The 25161-nt window shown below is 53.5% G+C and carries 20 protein-coding genes and 1 other RNA gene; 2 read left to right on the top strand and 19 right to left on the bottom strand.

Translation table 11 applies throughout. The features are described 5' to 3' along the window. Positions 1-40: 40 nt before the first annotated feature. Both secA and BT114_RS01455 read right to left on the bottom strand, forming a co-directional pair. Positions 41-2743, bottom strand: a complete 2703-nt coding sequence (gene secA, locus BT114_RS01460; RefSeq protein ID WP_072324528.1) for a preprotein translocase subunit SecA — start codon at positions 2741-2743, stop codon at positions 41-43. Positions 2744-2927: 184 nt separating this feature from the next. Then, positions 2928-3785, bottom strand: a complete 858-nt coding sequence (locus BT114_RS01455; RefSeq protein ID WP_177247020.1) for a M23 family metallopeptidase — start codon at positions 3783-3785, stop codon at positions 2928-2930. 155 nt (positions 3786-3940) lie between these two features. On the opposite strand from BT114_RS01455, the gene BT114_RS01450 reads away from it, so the two are divergent. Next, positions 3941-4402 carry a DciA family protein gene (locus BT114_RS01450; protein WP_177247019.1) on the top strand — a complete coding sequence of 154 codons (462 nt, stop codon included), beginning with the start codon at positions 3941-3943 and terminating at the stop codon, positions 4400-4402. Between the two features lie 50 nt (positions 4403-4452). On the opposite strand, the gene lpxC is transcribed toward BT114_RS01450, so the two are convergent. The 17 genes from lpxC to rsmI all read right to left on the bottom strand — a co-directional run bounded on the left by lpxC (position 4453) and on the right by rsmI (position 23286). Next, the gene (lpxC, locus tag BT114_RS01445; protein ID WP_072324525.1) at positions 4453-5367 is read right to left on the bottom strand and encodes a UDP-3-O-acyl-N-acetylglucosamine deacetylase; all 915 of its coding nucleotides are present in this window, start codon (positions 5365-5367) and stop codon (positions 4453-4455) included. A gap of 183 nt (positions 5368-5550) precedes the next feature. After that, entirely contained in the window at positions 5551-6717 is a 1167-nt protein-coding gene (gene ftsZ / locus BT114_RS01440; RefSeq protein ID WP_072324524.1) for a cell division protein FtsZ, read from the bottom strand. Between the two features lie 173 nt (positions 6718-6890). Next, a complete protein-coding gene (gene ftsA, locus BT114_RS01435) occupies positions 6891-8153 on the bottom strand; it encodes a cell division protein FtsA (RefSeq protein WP_072324523.1) in 1263 nt (420 codons plus the stop codon). A gap of 19 nt (positions 8154-8172) precedes the next feature. Continuing rightward, entirely contained in the window at positions 8173-8862 is a 690-nt protein-coding gene (locus tag BT114_RS01430; RefSeq protein WP_072324522.1) for a cell division protein FtsQ/DivIB, read from the bottom strand. Between the two features lies 1 nt (position 8863). Next, positions 8864-9808: a D-alanine--D-alanine ligase gene (locus BT114_RS01425; RefSeq protein WP_072324521.1), complete on the bottom strand. Its 945-nt coding sequence runs from the start codon at positions 9806-9808 to the stop codon at positions 8864-8866. A 12-nt stretch (positions 9809-9820) separates the two neighbouring features. Continuing rightward, positions 9821-11254, bottom strand: a complete 1434-nt coding sequence (gene murC / locus BT114_RS01420; RefSeq protein ID WP_072324520.1) for a UDP-N-acetylmuramate--L-alanine ligase — start codon at positions 11252-11254, stop codon at positions 9821-9823. Continuing rightward, positions 11251-12348: an undecaprenyldiphospho-muramoylpentapeptide beta-N-acetylglucosaminyltransferase gene (murG, locus tag BT114_RS01415; protein WP_072324519.1), complete on the bottom strand. Its 1098-nt coding sequence runs from the start codon at positions 12346-12348 to the stop codon at positions 11251-11253. Before murG ends, murC begins: the two co-directional genes overlap by 4 nt. Next, positions 12345-13562 (bottom strand): putative lipid II flippase FtsW, encoded by a 1218-nt coding sequence (ftsW, locus tag BT114_RS01410; RefSeq protein ID WP_245770367.1) that lies wholly within the window; start codon positions 13560-13562, stop codon positions 12345-12347. Before ftsW ends, murG begins: the two co-directional genes overlap by 4 nt. Then, positions 13538-14887 (bottom strand): UDP-N-acetylmuramoyl-L-alanine--D-glutamate ligase, encoded by a 1350-nt coding sequence (gene murD / locus BT114_RS01405; protein ID WP_072324518.1) that lies wholly within the window; start codon positions 14885-14887, stop codon positions 13538-13540. Before murD ends, ftsW begins: the two co-directional genes overlap by 25 nt. Before the next feature lie 11 nt (positions 14888-14898). After that, positions 14899-15981, bottom strand: coding sequence for a phospho-N-acetylmuramoyl-pentapeptide-transferase (gene mraY, locus BT114_RS01400; RefSeq protein ID WP_072324517.1), 1083 nt, complete (start codon positions 15979-15981; stop codon positions 14899-14901). A gap of 67 nt (positions 15982-16048) precedes the next feature. After that, complete coding sequence (locus BT114_RS01395) at positions 16049-17407, bottom strand: UDP-N-acetylmuramoyl-tripeptide--D-alanyl-D-alanine ligase (protein ID WP_072324516.1); 1359 nt, start codon at positions 17405-17407, stop codon at positions 16049-16051. Beyond that, the gene (locus tag BT114_RS01390; protein ID WP_084661770.1) at positions 17404-18906 is read right to left on the bottom strand and encodes a UDP-N-acetylmuramoyl-L-alanyl-D-glutamate--2,6-diaminopimelate ligase; all 1503 of its coding nucleotides are present in this window, start codon (positions 18904-18906) and stop codon (positions 17404-17406) included. Before BT114_RS01390 ends, BT114_RS01395 begins: the two co-directional genes overlap by 4 nt. Before the next feature lie 39 nt (positions 18907-18945). Further along, entirely contained in the window at positions 18946-20631 is a 1686-nt protein-coding gene (locus tag BT114_RS01385; RefSeq protein ID WP_072324515.1) for a peptidoglycan D,D-transpeptidase FtsI family protein, read from the bottom strand. Beyond that, positions 20628-20960: a cell division protein FtsL gene (ftsL, locus tag BT114_RS01380; protein ID WP_218163432.1), complete on the bottom strand. Its 333-nt coding sequence runs from the start codon at positions 20958-20960 to the stop codon at positions 20628-20630. The genes BT114_RS01385 and ftsL overlap by 4 nt, the downstream gene beginning before the upstream one ends. Then, the gene (rsmH, locus tag BT114_RS01375) at positions 20957-21928 is read right to left on the bottom strand and encodes a 16S rRNA (cytosine(1402)-N(4))-methyltransferase RsmH (protein ID WP_072324514.1); all 972 of its coding nucleotides are present in this window, start codon (positions 21926-21928) and stop codon (positions 20957-20959) included. The genes ftsL and rsmH overlap by 4 nt, the downstream gene beginning before the upstream one ends. 32 nt (positions 21929-21960) lie before the next feature. Beyond that, an RNA gene (gene rnpB, locus BT114_RS01370) (RNase P RNA component class A) lies at positions 21961-22325 on the bottom strand. Positions 22326-22359: 34 nt separating this feature from the next. Continuing rightward, positions 22360-23286 carry a 16S rRNA (cytidine(1402)-2'-O)-methyltransferase gene (rsmI, locus tag BT114_RS01365; protein ID WP_084661834.1) on the bottom strand — a complete coding sequence of 309 codons (927 nt, stop codon included), beginning with the start codon at positions 23284-23286 and terminating at the stop codon, positions 22360-22362. Between the two features lie 16 nt (positions 23287-23302). Between rsmI and BT114_RS01360 the strand changes: the two genes are divergently transcribed. After that, positions 23303-25159 carry a penicillin-binding protein activator gene (locus tag BT114_RS01360; RefSeq protein WP_177247018.1) on the top strand — a complete coding sequence of 619 codons (1857 nt, stop codon included), beginning with the start codon at positions 23303-23305 and terminating at the stop codon, positions 25157-25159. Positions 25160-25161: the final 2 nt, after the last annotated feature.

The following is a 25161-nucleotide window of genomic DNA, read 5'->3' as shown; positions in this document are numbered from 1 at the left end:
GGTATCAATCTTCCTGTTTAATCAGGTAATTGCAGCTTACTCAACTGAGCTTGCCATGACACTGCTTGAATTTTTTGCCTGAACCACAAGGACAAGGATCGTTACGCCCTACCTTTGGAAAATCACGCTTGAACGGCTGTGCACTGCCATCCTGCTGCCCTGAAGCTGCGTCCGGGTTTTCGTGGCGAGCATTCTGACGCTGCATCAACAGCTCAGATTCCGCTCGGCGCTGCCGTTCCAGCGCTTCAACTTCCTCTGGTGTACGAATCTTAACGTGGCTGAGAATACGCACCACATCCTTGCGTACATTACCAAGGAAGTGCTCAAACAGCCCATAAGCTTCACGCTTGTATTCCTGTTTCGGATTCTTCTGAGCATAACCACGCAGATGGATACCCTGTCGCAACTGATCCATGCTTTGCAGGTGCTCTTTCCAGCGGGTATCCAGTACCTGTAGCATCACCTGCTGCTCAAACTTGCGAAGCAGTTCTGCACCAGCCTGCTGCTCCTTTTCAGCATAAGCATCCTGCAATGCCTGCTGCAACTTCTCACGCAGACTTTCTTCATGCAGTTGCTTGTCTTCATCCAGCCACTGCTGAACAGGGACTGACAGATTAAACTCTGCTTCCAGATGTTTTTCCAACTCGGCAATGCGCCACTGTTCGGGCATCGATTGAGGTGGTATAAACTGTGAAACTGCATCATCCAGCACGTCCTGACGCATCAGCGTTACTTCTTCTGCAATTTCCTCTGCTTCCAGAATTTCACGACGCTGGCTGTACACAACACGGCGCTGATCGTTATTGACATCATCGTATTCCAGCAGCTGTTTACGGATGTCAAAGTTACGACTTTCAACCTTACGCTGTGCTTTTTCAACGGCATTGGTGACCATCTTGTGTTCAATGGCCTCACCTTCTTTCATGCCAAGCATGGACATCATGTTCTTGACGCGCTCTGATGCAAAAATCCGCATCAAGTTATCTTCAAGCGACAAGAAGAAGCGGGTACTGCCAGGATCACCCTGGCGACCAGAGCGGCCTCGCAGCTGATTATCAATACGGCGTGATTCATGGCGCTCTGTACCGATGACATGCAGGCCACCAGCTTCCAACACCGCATCATGACGTTGCTGCCACTCACTCTTGAGTTTTTCGAGCTTCTCAGGGGTGGCATCTGCCAGCTTGGCCGCTTCAGCTTCCCAGTTGCCACCCAGCATGATGTCTGTACCACGACCGGCCATGTTGGTAGCCAGCGTCACAGCACCCGGACGTCCTGCCTGAGCAATGATTTCCGCTTCACTTTCATGCTGCTTGGCATTCAGTACTTTATGCTGGACACCTGCTTTTTTCAGCAAGCGACTGACATATTCAGAGGTTTCGATGGATGCCGTACCCACCAGTACTGGTTGACCCTTCTCAACACAGTAACGAACGTCTTCAATAATGGCTGCGTATTTCTCTTCAGCAGTCATGTAGACCAGGTCGTTCAGGTCAATACGCTGTACCGGACGGTTGGTAGGAATGACCACCACATCAAGACCGTAGATGTGATTAAACTCATAGGCTTCCGTATCAGCCGTACCGGTCATACCAGAGAGTTTTTCGTAAATACGGAAATAGTTCTGGAAGGTAGTGGAAGCAAGAGTCTGGCTTTCTGCCTGAATACGCAGGCCTTCTTTTGCCTCAACGGCCTGATGCAGTCCCTCGCCCCAACGACGGCCCGGCATCGTGCGTCCAGTGTGCTCATCAACAATGACCACCTGACCTTCGCTGACGATATAGTCCACATCTTTATGGAACATCTGGTGTGCACGCAGCGCTGAATGCACATGGTGCAGCAGATTCAGATTACCTGCTGCGTAGAGGCTATCACCCTCTTTCAACAGGCCTTCTTTGGTCAGCAACTCTTCAACCAACTGGTGGCCTTGTTCCGTCAGTTCAATGCTGCGTTGTTTTTCATCAACAATAAAATCGCCTACCTCTGCTTCTTCATCCCAGGGCTTCAGAGACGGCATCAAACGATTAATTGCTCGATAAAGCTCTGAGCTGTCTTCAGCAGCACCAGAAATAATCAGCGGGGTACGCGCTTCATCAATCAGGATGGAGTCAACCTCATCCACCACCGCATAAAAAAGATCGCGCTGTACGCGGTCCTGCAACGAAAAAGCCATGTTGTCGCGCAGGTAATCAAAACCAAATTCGTTGTTGGTGCCGTAAGTGATATCCGCCTGGTACGCCGTGCGCTTCTCTTCCTGGCTTTGACCGGAATAAATGACACCCACTGTCAGGCCCAGATAGTTATAAAGGCGCCCCATCCAGCCCGCATCGCGACGCGCCAGGTAATCGTTTACCGTAACAACGTGAACACCTTTTCCTGCCAGGGCATTAAGGTAAACCGCCAGGGTGGCTACCAGTGTTTTACCTTCACCAGTACGCATTTCAGCAATCTTGCCTTCGTGCAGTACCATGCCACCGATCAGCTGCACATCAAAATGGCGCATGCCTAAAGCCCGCTTACTGGCTTCACGGACCAGGGCAAAACTTTCAGGCAACAAACGATCCAGCGATTCACCTTGTGCGGCTCGCTCCTTTAAAGCCTGGGTCCGCTGTTTAAAATCAGCTTCCTGCAGACTCTCCAACTGAGGCTCAAGCGCGTTAATCTGCTCAACAATTTTACGCAGGCGCTTCAGCTCACGCTCGTTCTTACTGCCAAAGATTTTTTTCAACAAGGGGGTAATCATCGACTGTCCTTACCCGTGGTTGGATGATGGGCGTTTTAGCGCAACAACATACCATGTTTTCAAGCAAAAGTGTGGCACCAGCAAGGGTAAGCAATGCACTTTTGAGTCAGCATTTCATTTACTACTGTGCACCAATAAAAACACCCGCCGCAGCGGGTGTTTTTCTACTCAACCGATCGATACATCAGGGAGCAGCGCGAGATACATAACGAACCGGATCGACTGCACGACCATTACGCAGGATTTCATAGTGGACGTGGGTACCAGTACAACGACCGGTACAACCCATCAGTCCAATGACGTCACCACGCTGAACGATGTCACCTTTAGCAACCTTGAAGTCATTCAGGTGGGCATAACGGGTCAGATAACCGTCTCCATGATCAATTTCAACCAGCTTACCAAAACCGCCACGGCGCGATGCAAACACCACCACACCAGCACCAGTAGCAATAACATTGGAGTTTTCTTTACCGGCGTAATCTATCCCTTCGTGCCAGGAGCTACGGCCGGTAAAAGGATCACTACGACGACCAAAGGGCGAAGACATCCAACCACGCTCAATCGGACGACCAGCAATATAAACCTGCTCAGCAAAACTACGATTGGTCAGCAAGGAATGAATCAGCTCCAACTGCTGCTGACGCTGCTCAATTTTCTGATTCAGTGAGTCCAGTGCTTCCATCAACTCTGAATCGGTATAACCAGAGCTTTCTTCAAACACATACTCAGGACCACCCAGTGGCGGTGGCTGGTCAAAATCAAATTCATCACTGAGGTTTGCAACAGAGGTAAGACGCTTACCCAGTGCATCCAGACGGAACAGACGGGCCTGCAGCTCACCAATCTTGGGGGTCAGCGCATCAATACGCTCCAGAGATTTGCGCTTCAGGTCTTCCACTTCCTGGCGCTGCGCCTCCAGCTCACGTGTCCACATCAAGCTGGCTTGATCCTTCATCATTCGTTCACTGGCATCCACCCACCAGTAAACCAACATGCCACCCATCGCGGCCGGAATCATGAACACCACCGAAAAAACCATTGCCAGTAACCCTGGCGTAAGATTGATGGATCGGCTTGAGCTATGCTTGCTGCTGCAGAAAATCAGATTCATCGATTGCTTCCCATTCCTTGCCCCTTGGTGTTTTGGTGGTTTTTGACTAAGCTCTGATAATCCAGAACTTCTAGGGGGCAGTGGTGAGTATAAAGGCAAGAACAGGCAGAACAAAATCCCTAAATGCTCTGATTAACAAAGATACGTCAATTTTCGGCCAGGTATTAAACAAGGCAGCATATTTGAAACAATTGGAAACACTTGTAAAAGCTGCTTTACCTGCTGAATTGCGCGATTTTTTCCGGGTTGCCAATTACCAGAACCAGCGCCTGACCCTGCTAACAGGGAGCGCCGGCAACCTGACACAACTTCGATTTCTTGAGCAGGAATTAATCAGGAGCCTGAAAAAACAACTACCTGAACTGGAAAAAATCGAAGCACTGGTTCGACCTGACCCTCCACCAGCCAGACCCAAAATAAAAAAAACGCGCATCACTCCCCATGCCCGCAAGGTCATGGCTGAGCTTGCCAATGAAATTCAGCACGCCAGGCTCAAAGCTTCGCTACATCGCATTGCCAATCACAAAGAAGAAAACGACCAATAAAAAAGCCGACTTGCGTCGGCCTTTTTATTGGTCATGACTTGCTGGCAATTTTAGGCGACAGCCGGTGATGACGAATAGGATATTGGAGAGCGCTCTTCCTCACCCACAAAGGTCACCACTTCCCAGGCATCAGGCTGGCGAATCAGCTCGCGCAACAGGCGATTGTTCAAACCATGACCTGACTTGTGACCCTTGAACTCGCCAATAAGGCTCTTGCCCAGCAGGTACAGATCACCAATGGCATCCAGAACCTTGTGTTTAACGAACTCATCCTCATAACGCAAGCCGTCTTCATTGAGGATACGATAGTCATCAACCACAATGGCATTTTCCATGCTGCCACCCAATGCCAGGTTGCGTGAGCGCAAATACTCAATATCACGCATAAAACCAAAGGTACGGGCACGACTGACTTCACGAACAAAAGAAGTGGTTGAAAAATCAATCACTGCATTCTGCTTCTGATCACGAAACACCGGGTGATCAAAGTCGATGCTGAAGCCTACGCGGAATCCATCATAAGGCTCGAAGCTGGCAAGCTTGTCATCTTCACGCACTTCAACCTTTTTCTTGATACGAATAAACTGCTTGGGTGCATCAAGCTCCTGGATGCCAGCTGACTGGATCAGGAAAACAAATGGACCAGCACTGCCGTCCATGATCGGGACTTCAGGCGCACTGACTTCCACATACAGATTATCTATACCCAACCCAGCCAAAGCTGAGAGCAGGTGCTCTACCGTACTGACCTTGGCCTCACCTTCCGAAAGGGTTGTAGACAGCGTTGTTTCTGTCACATTCTGGGCACAAGCATGAATTTCAGCCACCGGCTCCAGATCCACCCGTCGAAAAACAATTCCAGTGTTGGCAGGAGCAGGACGCAGTGTCAGGTAAACCTTCTCGCCAGAGTGCAAACCCACACCGGTTGCTCGAATGGTATTTCTCAGGGTGCATTGCTTGATCATTGCCACTCATCTCAGTCCCGACGGGACTATGCTACATGATGAACCCGAAAATCTGGCTCCCGGGCATAATATTCATCAGATTTTAACAAACTTCTGAAATATGGAAAGTGTCGCAAAAAAGATATTTGTAAAAATGTGAAGCAATCGGCACTCCAGTGCTACTGAAGCGCCGATATATGCAACCTAGTCAGCCTGACGGCGAAGGAAAGCCGGGATATCCAGATAATCGATATCTGACTCTGTCTTGGTGCTGGGAACCGGCTTGGCAACACGCGCCGCTGCCACAGCCTCCACACCAGACACCTCACCCATCGAAGGGCGCACGGTGCGAACCGGCTTCTGCACCACAGCAGCCTGCTGCTTTTCAGCTTCAACCGGCTTACGATTCTTGTGACTGAGGCCGGTTGCAACAACAGTGACTCGCAGCTCATCTTCCAGACTATTGTCCACCGAAGTGCCGACAATGATGGTTGCATCCTCAGAAGCAAACTCACCCACAACATCGTTCACTTCACTGAACTCATGCAAGGTCATGTCACTGTTGGCCGTGACATTCACCAGAATACCGCGCGCACCTTTCAGATCAATATCCTCCAGCAGGGGTGAACGAACGGCTTGCTCTGCCGCCTCACGTGCACGCTGATCGCCTTTCGCTGCACCCGCACCCATCATGGCCATACCCATTTCGGACATAACAGTGCGCACGTCGGCAAAGTCAAGGTTGATCACACCCGGGTTGGTTATCAGTTCAGCAATGCCCTGCACGGCGCCAAGAAGCACGTTGTTGGCAATACCAAAGGCATTCAGCAGCGAGGTGTTTTTGCCCAGCACAGACAACAGACGCTCATTGGGAATGGTAATCAACGAGTCAACATGCTGCACCAGTTGCTCAATCCCTTCTTCTGCCAGGCGCATGCGTTTCTTACCTTCAAAAGGAAAAGGTTTGGTCACTACCGCTACAGAAAGAATTCCCAGCTCCTTGGCAATTTCAGCAACCACAGGCGCCGCACCCGTGCCCGTACCACCACCCATACCGGCAGTGATGAACACCATGTCAGCTCCCTGCAACACCTCTTCTATCAACTTGCGATCTTCCAGAGCTGCCTGGCGACCCACTTCAGGATTGGCGCCGGCTCCCAGCCCTTTGGTGATTTCACCACCCAACTGGAGTACCGTTCTGGCCGCATAGGTTTTCAAAGCCTGGGCATCGGTGTTGGCACAGATAAACTCAACACCCTCAATCTTTTCGGCCACCATGTGGTTGACCGCATTACCACCACCACCACCCACGCCAATCACCTTGATGACTGCCGATGTTGAAGGCGTATTATCTACAATTTCAAAAGCCATTTGCCCGTCTCCTGAAAACAGCCCACCTTTGTCGCGGCCAGGCGGTACTGCCCATAAACGCTTGATTACGCAACTTTGCATTAGACTAACAAATACAGAACACTATTTGAAAGCCATTTGATAAAAAAATCTGCTGCCTATCCTTGTTTAATTACATGAAAAAAGCAAATCGATTAAAACTGTCGCTGAAACCAATGTTTCACTCGCTGAATCACCCCCTCCTGGGTCATTTCAGCCCGTAGCGGCTCGTGTCGATATCCACCTTCTGGCAAACCTTCAGCCACCGTGCGCTGCAAAGCATAGTGCAATAGCCCCACACCCGTTGCATGAATCGGATTACTGACCACATCATCCAGTCCCACCACAAACTGCGGACTGGCGAGGCGAACCGGTGCATGAAAGATTTCTTCAGCCAGATCTACCGCACCTTCCATTTTTGAGGTGCCACCGGTCAGCACAATACCGGCAGGGATCAGATTCTCATACCCACTGCGGCGGATTTCCGCCAGAATCAGTGTAAACAGCTCGTCATAACGTGGCTCAACCACTTCAGCCAAAGCCTGTCGAGACAAGTCACGCGGCGGACGATCACCAACACTGGGGACTTTCAGCATTTCGTCTGGGCCAGCCAGCTGAGTCAAGGCGCAAGCATACTTGATCTTGATGTCTTCAGCATGAACCGTTGGTGTACGCAGTGCCATGGCAATGTCATTCGTGACCTGGTCACCGGCAATCGGAATAACGGCAGTATGACGTATGGCACCTTCCGTAAAAATAGCAATATCGGTTGTCCCTCCCCCGATATCAACAATACATACACCCAGTTCTTTTTCATCTTCAGTTAATACTGCATAACTGGATGCCAATTGTTCCAGAATAATATCTTCAACTTCCAGACCACAGCGACGCACACACTTTTCAATATTCTGAACGGCATTAACTGCGCAGGTGACCAGATGCACCTTGGCTTCCAGACGCACACCAGACATACCAAGGGGTTCACGAATACCCTCCTGGTTATCAATCGCGTATTCCTGCGGCAGAATATGAATGATTTTCTGATCAGCAGGAATGGCAACGGCACGAGCTGCATCAATAACCCGCTCCAGATCTGCCTCACGCACTTCACGATCTCGAATGGCAACAATACCATGGGAGTTCATGCTGTGTACGTGGCTACCGGCAATTCCCACATAGACAGAATGAATTTCACAGCCAGCCATCAATTCAGCTTCTTCAACCGCACGACGAATGGATTGCACGGTTGAATCAATATTAACCACCACGCCTTTTTTCATACCGCGGGAAGGGTGGGAACCCAGACCAATGATTTCCAGTTTTCCTTCCGGTGTACGCTGCCCAACAATGGCGACCACCTTGGATGTACCGATATCCAGGCCGACAACAAGATTACCGTGGTTGGATTGGTGAGCCATACGCAGGCTAACTCCTTGATTATTTTCGACCTGACTCTAGCCAGGCAACCGACATACCATTGGGATAACGCAAATCAATCCGCTCGATTTTTTCTGACTCTGCTGCCAGCCAAGCTGTCCAGGCCCACAAAAAACGGTTGATGCGGGCTTCCATGTTATCACGACCAACCAGCACCCGGACAGCTCCATCGAGTTCTAACTGCCAGGAACCTCGCGCCTCATAGCGTAATCCGGTTAATTCCAGATCACGCGCCTCGAGCAAAGGCTCCAGCTTATGCCAAAGCTGTACAGCTTCTGGCATGGATTCCACGCCTGCATGAATATGGCGAGCAGGTAAAGGCTGCACAGGTGTTGGTGGGTGGAACCCCTGACCATCAACATCAATCAGCGCTGTTTCATTCCAGCGTGCCCAGGCTTCCCGCTCCACCAGATCCAGTTGAATCCGGTCTGGCCAGTGCCGACTGATCTGCACTTTTTTTAACCAGGGGTCCTGCTCCAGTGCCTGTTTGAGTCCTTGCAGATCCACTTTCCAGAAGGGCTCTTCCAACCAGGGCAAAGCACGTTGCTGCAATTGCGCCAGATCGCTATGACGAACCTCGCCATAGATGGCAACCTGACCCACAGGGCGTGCCAGAGTCCAGTTCAGCCAATAGCCAACCAGTAGCAAAAGCACCACCAAGGGTAAAATCACCCTCAGCCAGAACAGCATTCTAGCCACGAAACACCTTCAGGCGTGCTGTCGCAAGAATATTGAGCACCAGGGTATCAAAATCCACACCGGCATAAGCTGCTGCCTGAGGTACCAGACTGTGGTCCGTCATACCCGGACTGGTATTCACTTCCAGCAGCCAGGGCTGGCCTTGTTCATCAACCATGATGTCAACCCGCCCCCAACCCTCACAACCCACTGCCTTATAGGCCTCCAGAGCCAGTTGCTGCAGGCGGGCCTCTTCCGCCGCATCCAGTCCACAAGGCAACAGGTAACGCGTATCTGTAGCCATGTATTTGGCACTGAAATCATAAAAGTCGTGGGTGGTTTTTAAACCAATCAGTGGTAGTGCCTGGTCATCAACAATACTGGCAGTGAACTCGGCACCGGTAATGTACTGTTCGGCCAGAATCCGGTCATCATAACGTGCCGCCTCATCATAGGCTGCCGCCAGCTGTTCGGCCGATGTCACCTTGCTCATGCCAATGCTGGAGCCTTCATGTGAAGGTTTAACCATCAATGGCAGACCCAAACGCTCGACCAACGTCTGCGCATCAATGTCAGGCGTCAGTAATGCCGAAGCAGGGGTCGGCAGCCCCATGCCCTGCCAGACTTGTTTGCACTTGTATTTATCCATTGCCAGTGCTGATGCCATCACATCACTACCGGTATAAGGAATGCGCAACCACTCCAGCACGCCTTGAATGCTGCCGTCCTCTCCACCGCGACCATGCAGGGCAATAAATGCCCGATCCATGGGTTCAGCCATGATCTGCGCCAAGGCATCCGGTCCCAGCTCCAGACCAAAAGCATTCACACCCGAGCGCAATAATGCAGCAAGCACGGCCTGGCCACTGCGCAAAGAAACCTCTCGTTCAGCCGAGCAGCCACCCATCAGCACAGCCACACGTCCCAGTGCCTGAATCTCCTGATCTGTCCGCTTCATGCATACCTCGGCTCAAACAACTTTTACAAATTCAAGTTGGGTAGCAGCCAGACGCTGGGCTATACCACCAATATCCCCGGCACCCTGAGTCAACAGGATATCACCAGGACGCAACACGTCAGCCAGCAAGGACTCCAGCTCATCAGCAGCATCCACAAACAAAGGATCAAGTTTGCCGCGCTGACGAATGGAACCACTCAAACTGCGACCATCAGCACCTGGAATCACCGCCTCACCGGCAGCATAAACGTCCAGCAGAACAAGCGTATCAACACGTGATAACACCTTTACAAAGTCTTCATATAAATCTCTTGTGCGGGTGTAACGATGTGGCTGATAAATCATCACCAGACGCCGATCAGGCCAACCCTCACGCACAGCCTGTATCACTGCTTCAACTTCTCTGGGGTGATGACCGTAATCATCCACCAGCATGATTTCGCCTTGCCCAACCGGGAAGTTACCCAGCTGCTGGAAACGGCGGCCAACCCCCTGAAAGCCAGCCAGACCCTGCACTATGGCAGCATCTGCAATGCCTTCATCGGTGGCAACAGCAATGGCTGCCAGAGCATTTAACACGTTATGACGGCCTGGGATTTTCAGACGAATATCCAGCGGCGGCAGTTCTCCGGGCCGCAAAACAGTGAAACTGATTTCACGCCCCTGCTGACTGAAGTTGACTGCACGATAGTCTGCATCCTCGGCAAAACCATAAGTCAGCAACGGCCGGCTGATTTTTGGCAACAACTCACGCACCACTTCATCATCAATGCAGACCACGGCCAGGCCATAAAATGGCAGGTTATGCAGAAACTCGATAAAGGTTTGTTTCAGCTTCTCGAAATCACCACCATAGGTGGACATGTGGTCAGCATCAATGTTGGTGACAATCGATACCATCGGCTGCAAGTGCAGGAAAGAGGCATCTGACTCATCCGCCTCTGCCACCAGATAACGCGATTCACCCAGTCGGGCATTGGTGCCTGCCTGAGTCAGCTTGCCACCGATGACAAAAGTAGGGTCCTGACCTGCCTCTGCCAGAATGGAAGCAATCAAGCTGGTGGTGGTGGTTTTACCGTGGGTACCGGCCACTGCAATGCCATGCCGGAAACGCATCAACTCGGCCAGCATTTCCGCCCGTCGCACCACTGGAATACGTGCCTCCAATGCTGCACTTACCTCTGGGTTGCTTTCATTGATGGCACTGGATACCACCACCACATCGGTTCCTTCAATATGACTGGCAGCGTGGCCAATATAAACCCTGGCTCCCAGGCGCTCCAGACGCTGTATCGCACCACCCGTCTTAAGGTCAGAGCCAGTGACTTGATACCCCTGGGTTAATAGCACCTCGGCAATACCACACATGCCAGAGCCACCAATACCAACAAAATGGATATGGCAGATACGACGCATGGTCGGTACACGGTAGGGTAAATCGGTCATGTCACGTCCTTCAGAAGGTTTTTTATCAATTGTTCTCCGGCATCCGGCCTGGCCAGTTGCCGTGCTTTTTCCGCCATGTCCACCAGTTGTTCACGCTGCCACAAAGAACCGAGTAACTCAGCCAGGCTGGCTGCACTCAATTGCTTTTGTGGCAACAAAACCGCAGCCCCTGCATCAGCAAGAAAATGGGCATTATGCGTCTGATGATCATCCACCGCAAAGGGGAAGGGTACCAACACCGAAGCAACACCGACGGCAGCCAGCTCAGAAACGGTTAACGCACCCGCACGACAGACAACCAGATCAGCCCAGTCAAATGCTGCTGCCATATCATCAATAAAATCCTGTACCTCAACCTGCCCCTCTGGCCAACCATGCTGATAGAGCTGTTGCACTGAGGTTGCTCGACCAGCACCACACTGGTGACGTACCCAGAGCTGGGCATCGGGTGGTAACAATGACAAAGCCTGAGGTAAGCGTTCATTGAATACCTGAGCGCCCAAACTACCACCAATCACCAACAAACGCAGTGGCCCCGTACGCTGCGCATAACGCAGGGTCGGGGCTGCAAGTTGCAACAACTCGGCCCGTACCGGGTTACCGACACAAATCACCTTGTTCCTGATTGATCCGGAATGGGCAAAGGCCTGAGGGAAAGCAGTAAAAACGTGGCGGGCCAGGCGGGCCAGAATGCGATTGGTCATGCCCGGCAAGGCATTTTGTTCATGGATACTCAGTGGAATACCCAACAGCCAGGCGGCGATACCACCCGGCCCACTGGCAAAACCACCAAAACCGACAACACAGCAAGGTTTAACACGCCGCAAAATAACCATTGCCTGCCAGACACTTCGCAACAGCAAAAAAGGCGCTAAAAACAGTTTTTTGTAGCCCTTGCCACGCAAACCAGATACCGCCAGGGCATGGAAAGGTAAACCGGCCGCAGGTACTCGTTCTGCTTCCATACTGCCACTACTGCCCAACCATTCAACCGGGTATCCCGACTGCTGTAACAAACGTGCCACAGCCAGGGCGGGGAAAATATGACCACCGGTTCCACCAGCCATCAGTAATACCGGCTGTTTGCCTGTCATGACAAATCCTCTTGTGGAGCCTTCACACCTGCAAGCTGTTTTCTGGCTTCATAATCTGCACGAAACACCAGGCCCAGCATAATGCCGCTGGCCAGCAGACTACTGCCGCCATAACTGATCAAAGGCAGCGTTAATCCCTTGGTGGGCAACAAGCCGGTATTCACACCCAGGTTAATCATCACCTGCACCAGGAAGATCACTGCCAGCCCGTAACAGAGGTAAGCCGCATAAAACTGCCCCAACAGCTCACAGCGTCGACCAATGATAAAAATGCGGGCCACCATCAGTACAAATAACCCCAGGGTGACCAATCCACCAATCAGCCCCAACTCTTCAGCCAGAATCGAAAAGATAAAATCCGTGTGGGCTTCCGGCAGGAAAAAAAGCTTCTGGACACTGTTGCCCAGCCCCAGACCAAACCAATGGCCTCGCCCATAAGAAATCAGCGCCTGGGTCAGCTGGTAACCTGAATCAAACTGGCGCGCCCAGGGGTCAGTAAAGCTGATCAGGCGCTGCATGCGATAAGGCTCCAGGACCGCAATAGCCACCAAAGCAGCAACCGCCAGCAGCAACACCAGTAAAAAATGACTGACCCGCACCCCAGCCAGGAATACCATCCCCATCACTGCAGCCATCACCACCACCAGGCTGCCGTAATCCGGCTGGGAAATCAGCAGGCCACCATAAAGCACAACCAGCACCAGAGGTTTTAAAAAGCCGGAAAAGGTCTCACGGACATGTTGCAGATGACGCACCAGATATCCTGCCATGTACACCAGCAGGCAGATCTTGGCCAGTTCAGAAGTTTGCAGGTTGAAGGGACCTAAACTGATCCAGCGGGTACTGCCATTCACTTCCCGACCGATCAACAGCACCAGCATCAGCAGCAAAAAAGCCAGCAACAAAAACCACTGACCATTAAAGCGGCTGAATGCCAGTGGAACCTGACTGACCACCAGCGCGGCCATAACGGCCAAAGCAATAAACAATCCCTGACGCAAAGCAAAATAACCAGGATTACCGGTCCAGGCCTCAGCCACAGCCACAGAAGCAGAACTGACCATCAACCAGCCCAGTAGCAATAACGCCAGGCAACTGAGCAACAACCAGCCATCAAAATGACGAACACAGCTTTGATGCCAGAGCCGCAGGTTCTCTCGCAGATGAGTAAACCCTGGCAAAAGTTGCCTCAGGCTGGCAAGTTGTTGACGCACTGACTGAATACCTCTCCGCGGTGAGCAAAACCCTTGAACTGATCAAAACTGGCGCAGGCAGGTGACAGCAAAACCTGGTCACCCGGCGCAACCTGCGTTGCCAGCCAATTTACAGCCTCAGGCAAGGTTCCACACGGCTCAACATGAAGATGGCCGGGCAAGTGCTCGGCAATGATGACTGCATCTCGCCCAATCAAGGCAACGCCCCTGACATTTGATAAACCAGTCTGAAAGGGTGAAAAATCCTGCCCTTTGCCTTCCCCACCCAGAATCAGCCACAAGGCTCGATCAGGTTGCTGAAGACCTCGCACAGCAGCCAAAGTAGCGCCAACATTGGTGGCCTTGGAGTCGTTATACCAGGTGGCACCGCCGCGCTCAGCCACACGCTGGCAACGGTGCGGTAAGGCTTCAAAGTCCCTGATCGCATCACACATGGGCTGATCTGGCCAGCCTGCAGCATATCCCAGTGCCAAAGCCGCCAATGCATTGGCCAGACCATGCTCACCCGCCAGCGGCACAGCGGTGGTCGGCATTAACAACTGTTCACCGCGTGCCAACCAGCGCGCACCTGAATGAACCACCAAACCTAACTCATGCGCCGTAGCGGGTGCACTCAGACCAAAGCTTAACTGCGGTGCCTTACGGTTATGCAGTGGCAAGGTCTGATCATCATCACGATTAAAAATCACACACTGGCTGCGGTGGTGAATACGTTGTTTGGCCAGCTGGTAGTCTTCCATACTGGCATAGCGATCCAGGTGATCCTCACTGATGTTAAGAATCACACTGGCTTTGGCCTGCAAAGACAGGGTTGTTTCCAACTGAAAGGAGGATAACTCCAGCACATAACAGTCATGCGGACCCTGCTGCAACAGATCCAGTACCGGTAAACCGATATTCCCCCCCACGCCAACGTGCAGACCGGCCCTGGCTGCCATCTGACCAACCAGCGTGGTGACGGTACTCTTGGCATTGGAGCCGGTAATGGCAATAACCGGAACTGTCACCGCCTGGCAAAACAGCTCAACATCTCCGATCACCGCCACACCCGCTGCACGGGCGGCAACAATGGCTGGCTCACTGACACTGACACCAGGGCTGACCACCAGGGTGGACATACTGCAGGTTAATGAAGCATCCAGGGGGCCCAGCCAGATGTCCACATCAGGCCAGTGCAGCTCCAGCTCTTCCAAACCCGGTGGATGCAAACGGGTATCGGCCACAGCAAAGGTGATACCCTGTGCAGCCAGATAACGGGCCACCGACAAACCGGTAATACCCAGACCGATGATCAACCACTGCTGCTGTTGCCCGTTTGCCACCATGCTTACCCTTCTCAGCGCAGTTTCAAGGTCGACAAGCCTATCAGCACCAGTACCACGGTGATGATCCAGAAGCGCACAATCACACGCGGCTCAGGCCAGCCTTTCAGTTCGAAGTGATGGTGCAAGGGTGCCATGCGAAATACCCGGCGCCCGGTCAGTTTGTATGAGGCTACCTGAATGATCACCGAAAGGGTTTCCAGCACAAAAATGCCGCCCATGATGAACAGCACGATTTCCTGACGCACCACCACGGCCACCACACCCAGCGCAGCACCCAGTGCCAGGGCACCCACATCACCCATAAATACCTGAGCCGGATAAGTGTTGAACCACAGAAAACCAAGGCCGGCACCAATGATGGCAGCACAGAAGATCACCAACTCACCGGAGCCGGGTACAAAGGGAATCAACAGGTAGTTGGCAAAATTGATGTTACCACTGGCATAAGCAAAAATGCCCAGAGCCCCCGCCACCATGACCGTTGGCAGAATGGCCAGACCATCCAGACCATCGGTCAGGTTCACGGCATTACTGGAACCAACAATCACCAGGTAGGTCAGCAGAATGAAAAACACTCCCAGCTCCAGCACCCAGTCCTTGAAGAACGGGAAAATCAACTGGGTTTCAGCGGGTACCTGAGCCGTTTGAAACAGCAGCAGGGCAGCAGCAAAGCCTACCACCGATTGCCAGAAGTACTTCCAGCGCGCCGGTAAACCACGTGGATTTTTTTCCACCACCTTGCGCCAGTCATCCACCCAGCCGATCGCACCAAAACACAGGGTGACACCCAGCACGATCCAGACAAAGCGGTTACTCAGATCTGACCACAACAAGGTACTGAGTGTGATGGACAGCAGAATCAGCGCACCACCCATGGTCGGAGTGCCTGCCTTGGAAAGGTGTGACTGGGGGCCGTCATCACGCACGGCCTGGCCAATCTGGCGCTCCGTCAAGCGGCGGATCATCCAGGGTCCGAACAGCAGTGAAAAGGCTAACGAGGTCAAAACCCCAAGGATGCTTCGAAAAGTCAGGTAATTAAAGACTTCAAAGACGGCATGAAACTGCGCCAGATATTTGGTCAGCCAAAGCAGCATCGGTTATTTCATCTTATGTTGTTGAGTAGCCACAGAGGCACAAGGCCTCAACCCTTTCTTTATTATTTCAAGTTCCACTCGCCCTTCCCAGCAGGGCAACCAGCTTGTCCATTGCAGAGCTGCGCGACCCTTTCACCAGCAGACAGGTATCAGCATCCAGTACAGGCTTAAGCAATTCGGCCAGCGCGGCATGATCATCTGCAATCACAGCATCCGGGCCATAGGCCTCAGCAGCCAGAGCCGCTGTTCCTGACAGGGTATAAAAACCATCCAATCCTCGCTGGCGGGCATAATCACCCAGCTCACGATGAATCCGCTCAGTGGCTTCACCCAGCTCTGCCAGCGCACCCAGTGCCAACAGGCGCTTACCAGGCAACTCGGCCAATACATCAATGGCCGAGCGCACCGCTCCGGGACTTGCATTGTAACTGTCATCCAGCAGCAGAGCACCACCCCAGGTGTTAATTCTATGTAAACGCCCTGACACAGGCTGTAAAGCATTCAGGGCCACTGCCTGGGTTGCCAGCGGCACACCCAGTCGACCTGCTGCAGCCATCACCGCCAGAGCATTCATCACATTATGCCGACCCGGTAATTGCAGACTGACCAACTGACGCCCCCAGGGGGTGATGGCTTCAAAAGATGGATTGCCGAAACGATCCAGGCTGATGGTTTCTGCCCGCACGTCTCCCTGCTGTAATCCAAAACTCAAAAACTCGCCACACACCTGTCGCTGCCAGAAATCAAAAAAATGATCCTCGGCATTTAGTACCGCACAACCAGAAGGCTCAAGATGCGCCAGCAATTCTCCTTTGGCACTGGCAATGGCTTCCATACTGCCAAACTCACCCAGGTGCGCCCCGGTGACATTGGTGATGATGCCAATATCGGGACGGGCAATGGCAGCCAGATAATCAATTTCACCCACATGGTTGGCACCCAACTCCAACACTGCAGCACGATGCACCGGCTGCAACTTGAGCAGGGTCAGCGGCATACCCAGGTCATTATTCAGATTACCCGCCGTTGCCAGCACCTGGCCGAAGTGGGCTCGCAATACTGCCGCCAGCATTTCTTTAACGGTGGTTTTACCACTATTCCCTGTCACACCAACCACAGGACCAGAAAACAACTGACGATTCCAGGCTGCCAGCTGTCCCATTGCTCGTCGCGGTGAGACCACTTTCAGTTGTGGCAGCGGGTCGGCCTGCCAGTGTTCAACCAGTGCCGCACTGGCTTTGCCGCGCCTGACTGCCGGGATAAAACGATGCCCATCCGTGCGCGCCCCGGGCAAGGCCACAAACAGGCTACCTGGCTGTACCTGGCGACTGTCAAAAGTAAGGTGATTGATGCGCTGACTGGAATCACCTTGCAGCCGGGCATCAAGCAGTGTTGCCAATTGCTGCAAACTCAGTGCCTGCATCATGATGCAGCCCTCCTGTCCAGTGCCTCTCTGGCCTGAAGTACATCATCAAAGGCATGACGAACCCCGGCCACTTCCTGAGTGGTTTCATGACCCTTTCCGGCGAGCAAAATTACGTCTGTTGCAGCAGCCTGCTTCACGGCCCACACAATGGCTTCAGCACGATCAGCTATTTCAGTGGCAGCGGGTGCACCTGTCCGTATCTGTGCTCGAATGGATGCCGGATCTTCATGGCGCGGATTATCGTCCGTGATGATGACCTGATCAGCCAGACGGGCAGCAACTTCACCCATTAATGGCCGTTTGCCACTATCCCGATTACCGCCACAGCCAAACACACACCAGACCTGACCTGAGCAGTGCTGACGCACAGCCAGCAAAGCCTGCTCCAGAGCGTCCGGGGTATGTGCATAATCCACCACCACCAACGGAGCGCGGGTATCAGGCTGAATGCTCTGCATCCGCCCCGGCACTGGCCGCAACAGAGGCACTGTCGCAAGCAGTTTTGGCAGATCAAGGCCTTCTGCCAACATCGCAGCCATCACCGCCAGCAAATTGGACAGGTTAAATCTGCCCAGCAGGGGTGAGTTCAGCAAGTGGGTCTGACCGGCATAATGAAGCCTGGCACGGATACCATCCTGACGATATTCGATCTGATCAGCGTAAAGGTCTGCCTGCGGGTTATTGAGGCTGTATGTCAGGCGTTGCGACGCCTTGCATACCGGCAACCACTCAGTGGTGTAGGGATCATCCAGATTGAGCACTGCCTGCTCTGCTTCCTGACGCAAAAAGAGTTTTTGTTTACAGGCTGCATAGGCTTCCAGACTGCCGTGGTAATCCAGATGATCACGGGTCAGGTTGGTGAAAATACCCGTTTGCATCAACAGGCCATCCAGACGCCCCTGATCCAGCGCATGAGAAGATGCTTCCAGCGCTACCCGACGGATGCCGACAGCACACCAGTCACTATACAGCTGGTGCATGCGGAATAGGTCGGGAGTCGTGTGAGTAGCAGTTTGCAGGGCATCCAGGCGACCATAACCGAGTGTACCCACCAGCGCACAAGGCTCACCAAGCAACTCCCACAATTGACATAAATAATGAGCAACCGATGATTTGCCATTGGTCCCTGTAACCGCCTGGGTTCTGATGCCGGTCAAGGCTGCCTGGGTGCTAGCAGCCAGCAATTCACCCAGCTTTTCTCGAAGATCCGGCAGCGTTAAGTGCCAGGCTGATGCAACAGGCTGAAGTGCCAGGGGGCCCTCAGCAATCAGCAAGCTGGCCCCCCGCTCCAGGGCCTGAGCAGTGAAGCCAGCTGCCTGCTGTGGGTCAACAGCCAGGGAAAAAAACACATCACCAGAACCAACCTGGCGACTGTCATGAACCAGGCGCCCAAAAGACAACTGCAACAAGGCATTTCCCTGCAACAGATTTTCCAGCTCCGGCCAGATGGGATACCAGCGCGCCAGATTCAGGGGAGACTTCAGCTGCACCAAACTCATGATTTGTTTTTATCCATCTGTCACTAAAAAAGCCACTGATTACGGGCGGCCATTGTTCAGCGGAGCATCCGGAGGCACATCCATAATACGCAAGGCATGTCCAACCACTCGACTGAACACCGGGGCCGCCACTTCACCACCAAAATATTCCTGTCCTTTCGGGCTATCAATCATCACCACTGCCACCAGGCGCGGATCACTGACCGGGGCAATACCAGCAAAGGTGGCAATGTAATCACCCGAACGATAGCCTTCACTCCCCAGTTTGTGCACGGTTCCCGTTTTACCGGCAACCCGATAACCGGGAATGGCCGCTCGGGTGCCGGTTCCACCCGGCTGCACCACCCTCTCCATCATTTCCAGCACTTCACGGACAACCTCAGGGTCAAACACCTGCACCGTGATCGGATCATTAACCTTTAACAGCGATAACGGATGCAAACGGCCGTGATCCGCCAGGACCATATAGGCCTGAGCCAGCTGCCCCAGCGTGACCGACAAACCATAACCATAAGAAAGCGTGGCGCGTTTGATGCGGCTGATGCCAAATCCACCCGGCAAGACACCAGACCCCTCACCGGGGAATCCGGTACCGGTGGCGCGCCCGAAACCCAAGGCATCATAATAATTCACCAGCATCTCATCCGGCAGCTCCAGAATCATTCGTGCCACCCCCACGTTACTGGAGTGTGCAATGATCTGCCCCGGTGTTAACTGCCCGTAGTTTCGGAAATCACGTATGGTCTGCCCGGCAAGACGTATCACACCCGGCGAAGTATCAATCTTCTGATCAGCTGTAAACTGACCTGACTGCAAAGCCACAGCAACACTGAGGGGTTTAATGACCGAGCCCGGTTCAAACAGATCCACCAAAGCTCGATTGCGTAATCGGGCAAGATCAAGCTGGGAGCGATTATTTGGGTTAAAGGCTGGCTGATTAACCATTGCCAGCACCTCACCCGTGCGGGCATCCAGTAAAATCAAACTGCCTGATACCGCCTGATGCTGATCCACAACAGCTTTCAGCTCCCGGTATGCCAGATACTGCAGTCGCATATCCAGACTCAGTGTCAGCGTTTGCCCCGGCTGAGGGTACTGGAGCACAGCCAGATTGCGGATGGTGCGCCCTTTCAGATCCTTTAATACCCTTTTACGTCCTGCTGAGGCCTGCAACCAGTGATCCCAGGCCAGCTCCAGACCTTCCTGTCCCCGCTCGTCCACATTGGTGAAACCCACCAGGTGGGCAGCCACTTCACCCGCAGGGTAATAACGACGAAATTCATCCATCGCGTACACACCGGGAATCTGCTGTGACAAGACGGATTCGGCAATATCAGGCGTCACCTGACGGCGCAGGTACATAAACTCACGATCCGCAAAACGCTGCAGACGCCGGACAAACAATTGGGGATTTTCACCCAGGGCCTGAGCCAAATTCCGGATCACAACCAGATCATCCGGTAACTGCCGAGGATTGGCCCAAAGAGTTGTAACGGGGGAGCTGATGGCCAGGGGTTCGCCGTGACGGTCGGTGATCATACCGCGATTTGCCGGTATGGTTTCCACTCGCAGGGTGCGAACATCGCCCTGACGTTGCAGAAAATCACGCTCAAACAGGTGCAACTGGATCAGGCGACCGGACACCAGCAACAACAAGCTGGCCAGTAACAGCCAGACCAGCCGCAAACGCCAGTTGCCTGCCACCGGTTGCATGCCGTTGCTCATGGCTGCTCCAGTTTACGTATCTGCAAATCACGACCCTCAGGAAAGCGCATTTGCAACTGTTGACGAGACATCTGCTCCAGGCGTGCAGGTGAAACCAGAGCACTTTCTTCCAGCAATAAACGCCCCCACTCCACCTGCAGCGCATCCCTTTCCCCTTCCAGGGTTTGTAAACGCACCTGCTGGTTACGCGCTTCATGCGTTAAGCGAATCAGCAGCTGGGCACTCATCACCAATAGCAACAACAAAACCAGGGGCAACCAGTAGCGGCGAAACATACCAGGCAACTGCAACACCAGGCGGCGGTATCTCGATAACAACGGAAAAATCATGTTTCCTCCGCTGCTGCTCCAGTCAGCTTTTCAGCAACCCGCATCACAGCGCTGCGGGCGCGTGGATTCTGACTGACTTCCTGATCACCAGGTTTGATTGCTTTACCGATCAGTTTTAATTGCGGGCGCAATTCATCCTGTCGGAAAGGAACACCAGGTGGCAAGTGAGCATCACCGCGGGCGGCATCACGCATAAAGCGTTTGACCATCCGGTCTTCCAGTGAATGAAAGCTGATCACCACCAGCCGACCGCCCGGTGCCAACAACTCAGTTGCCTGATCGAGCAGGTCACGCAAATCATCCAGCTCACGATTGATGTGGATGCGTATCGCCTGAAAGGCACGAGTGGCTGGGTGTTTGTGCTTTTCCCAACTGGGATTGGCCGCCTTGATGATTTCAGCCAACTGGCCAGTGCGGGTAATGGGCTGCTCCTGACGGGCACGGATCACTGCCCGCGCCATACGCCGGGAATGACGTTCTTCACCCAGATGAAACAGCACATCACTGATTTCAGTTTCAGAAGCAGTGGCAATCCAGTCAGCAGCACTTTGTCCACGCGTTGTATCCATACGCATATCCAGCGGACCATCCTGCATGAAACTGAAACCACGCTCTGGATCATCCAGTTGCGGCGATGAAACACCCAGATCCACCAGGATGCCATCGACACCTGAAGTCCAGCCCTGCTGATCAATGAAGCGGGGCAACTCAGTAAAGGAGCCATGGCAAATCACAAAACGGGAATCCTGCTGCGCCAGAAGGGTACCCGCTTCAAGGGCGCGGGGGTCCTTGTCGATGCCCAGCAAACAGCCCTTTTCATTCAGGCGCTGCAACAGGTGGCGGCTATGGCCGCCTCGACCGAAAGTACCATCCACATAACAGCCATCCGGCCGGGTCATCCAGGCGTTGACTGCTTCCTCCAGCAGGACACTGAGGTGCTGATCCGTGTCAGCCTTGATTGTGGACATAATGCACTCGGGACAGGTTCAGAATTTGGAAAAGCGGAAGCCAGCCTGTAAGCCGGGTTCTGTCGAGGACAGTCATTCCTCTAGGCACAGGATCACTCCTGCGCTCAAGCAACCTACCCGAACCCAGCGCGGGCCACGCCTGTTGGGTTCCTATTTGGTCTTGCTCCAGGTGGGGTTTACCCTGCCACGGCGTGTTACCACCCGTGCGGTGCGCTCTTACCGCACCTTTTCACCCTTACCTGTGCTCCTTTCCGAAGAAAAAAGCCATCGGCGGTATGTTTTCTGCGGCACTTTCCGTAGGCTTGCGCCCCCCAGGCGTTACCTGGCACCCTGCCCTTTGGAGCCCGGACTTTCCTCCCCCGCTGCAAGCAGCGGCAGCGACTGTCCAGCCGACTTCCGCTGCGCAAGGATATAGACAAACGCCATTCGCCTCAAGCGCTGCCACTTGCCTCCTGCTCCAGCATCCATTGATACAGTGCTTTTTTCTTCACTCCGGTCATACGCGCCACTAATGCACAAGCCCTGGATGGTGGCATTTCCTGCTGTAACTCCTGCAGCCAGCGACAAGCTTCTACCCAGGCCTGATCCGCAGACTGGCCGGTAAACCCCTCTACCAGCAATACAAACTCACCCTTCTGCTGATTGGCATCTGACAGCACCTGCTGCAACAGCTCGTCCAGTCTGCCACTTAAAAAAGTTTCAAAGCGCTTGGTGATTTCGCGTCCCAGACATGCCCTGCGCTCCTTGCCCAGCACTTCTGCCATGGCCTTGAGACTATCCAGAATACGATGGGGGGACTCATAAAACACCAGCGTGCCTTGCTGCTGCTGCAAAGCCTGCAGCTGATCACGCCGTGCCTGATCTTTGGCCGGCAGAAAACCGGCAAAAAAGAATCGATCTGTTGGCAATCCCGACACACTTAATGCCGCAATCAACGCACAGGCACCGGGAACCGGAACCACCGGATACCCTGCCTCACGTACAGCCTGCACCAGATGAAAACCCGGATCAGAAATCAAGGGGGTTCCGGCATCCGAGACCAGTGCTACCGATGCACCGGCCTGCAGATGGGACAAGAGCTGAGTTGCCCGACCAGACTCATTGTGATCATGCAAGGAGACCAGTCGCGCACGAATGCCATAATGGTCCAGCAATCGACCTGTGTGGCGTGTATCCTCTGCCGCAATCAGGTCGACCTGTTGTAATATGTTGCGTGCACGATCAGTGAAGTCGTCCAGATTTCCGATGGGTGTGGCAACAACATACAAAGCCGCTGTTTTTTTGTTATGCTCACGGCTTGCTGCCGGATCTGCCGCTTGATCATCCAGCGGTTCAGCGTCCTGGGTTTTGTGGGTCATGAAAGGATCAACCAGAGTGACATTGAATTTTTCAGCCTGCCGCGCAGGCATGTTATGCCTGCTACTGGTCATGCTGGCCGGTTGCGCCACCAAAGAGCCATCAGGCCAACTGCCATTACGAACCAGTGTTGTGGTATCAGAAGACCGCGCGCCTCACGCCAATCCCGAAGTTGAGGCACAGCTGGTCAGGCTGGATGCAGCGGGAATCTTAGCACAGCAACAAAGATTTCAGGAAAGCCTGGACCTGATCCAATCCTTGCAGATTCAACTGATTCCCGCCAGCTTTCACTGGCAGGCGCTGGAAACTGCAGCCATCAGTGGCCTGGCGCTGGATGATGGCTGGGTCGTTTTACGTTTGATCGATCGTTTCAGCCAACAACTGCCGCGTCTGGATCAACAACAGGAATACCGCCTGGCCGGTTACCGTGCGGATGCCTTTTTACTGACCGGTTTTTATGCCAGCGCTGTACAGCAACGCCATCGACAAACCCTGCTCGCCACAAGCGACGAACAGCGCACCAGTGCGCAGCAACAGCTATGGAGTAACCTCAATCAGCTCAGCGGTGAAGAGCTGCGTCAACTCACCCAACAGGAACGCCAGCTCTTGCTGCTTGGCTGGATGGAGCTTGCACTGATTCGCCATTCAGCCACCGAATCGCCACAACAGATCAATACCCTGTTGGACAAATGGCTTGGCCGCTGGCCACAACACCCTGCACGCAACAACCTGCCAGAAGACATCAAACTACTGGTAAAACTCAGCGAACAGCGTATTCAACATCTGGCCGTGTTCCTTCCGGAAAGCGGCCCCCTGGCAGAAGCAGCTGCAGCCATCCGTGATGCACTGATCAGCCGCCATCTGGATGCTCAACGCCGCTACCTGGATCCACCCCGCCTCAGCTTTTACGACTCCCAGGCCAACAATTTAGACGACCTCTATCGCATGGCGCAGCGTGACGGCGCCGAAGTTGTGATTGGCCCCCTGGCCAAAGCCCAGGTTGACCTGTTGGAACGACGTCGCAGTCTGCCGCTGCCAACACTGGCACTGAACTATGGCAATGATGACACCACCCCCAGTCGCAACATGTTCCAGTTTGGCCTGTCCGCAGAGAACGAAGCCCAGCAGGTGGCCATCAAGGCCTGGCAAAGTGGTTTTCGCCGTGCACTGGTATTAACCCCGGAAAGCAGCTGGGGTACCCGGGTTGAGGCCAGTTTCATCAAAACCTGGCAGGAACTGGGCGGCGAGATCAGCCATACCCGCCAGTTCGGTGAAAATCTGACCCTGGACGCCTCACTCAGACAACTACTGGAAGTGCAGCACAGCCAGCAACGCCATCAACGCCTGACTCGTTTGCTTGGCCAGCGCCCCCATTTTGTTCCACGCCCACGCGAGGACAGCGACTTCCTGTTCCTGCATGCCGACCCAGCCACCGCTCGTCAGATTAAGCCAGCTCTGAGCTTCCTGATGGCATCCGGCCTACCAGTACTGGCCACCTCATCAGTATTCAGCGGCCAGGCAAACCCTTCCCTTGACCGGGACATGAACGGCATCGCTTTCTGTGACATTCCCTGGTATCTCGACAGTGGCGACCCCCTGGCGCGTGAAATGCGCCAGATCTGGCCGGAGGCCATGAGCCGTTATGGCCGACTTTATGCCATGGGCGCTGACGCCTATCTGCTGGCACAACGTCTGCCACTGCTTGAAGCCCTGCCAGAAAGCCGCATCCAGGGTGCAACAGGACGCCTCAGCCAGCAGAACCGTCGCATTCAACGTGAGCTGCAATGGGCCCAGTTTATTAATGGCCGCCCACAACCACTCACCGCTAGCGCTTTTGAACAACAGCAATTGGTTGACCAGATACTACCGGACTGAAA

This window comes from Marinospirillum alkaliphilum DSM 21637 (genome assembly GCF_900119735.1).
Classification (GTDB): domain Bacteria; phylum Pseudomonadota; class Gammaproteobacteria; order Pseudomonadales; family Halomonadaceae; genus Marinospirillum; species Marinospirillum alkaliphilum.
Note: the sequence above shows the minus strand (reverse complement) of the source record. Positions and strands in the feature narration are given on the sequence as shown.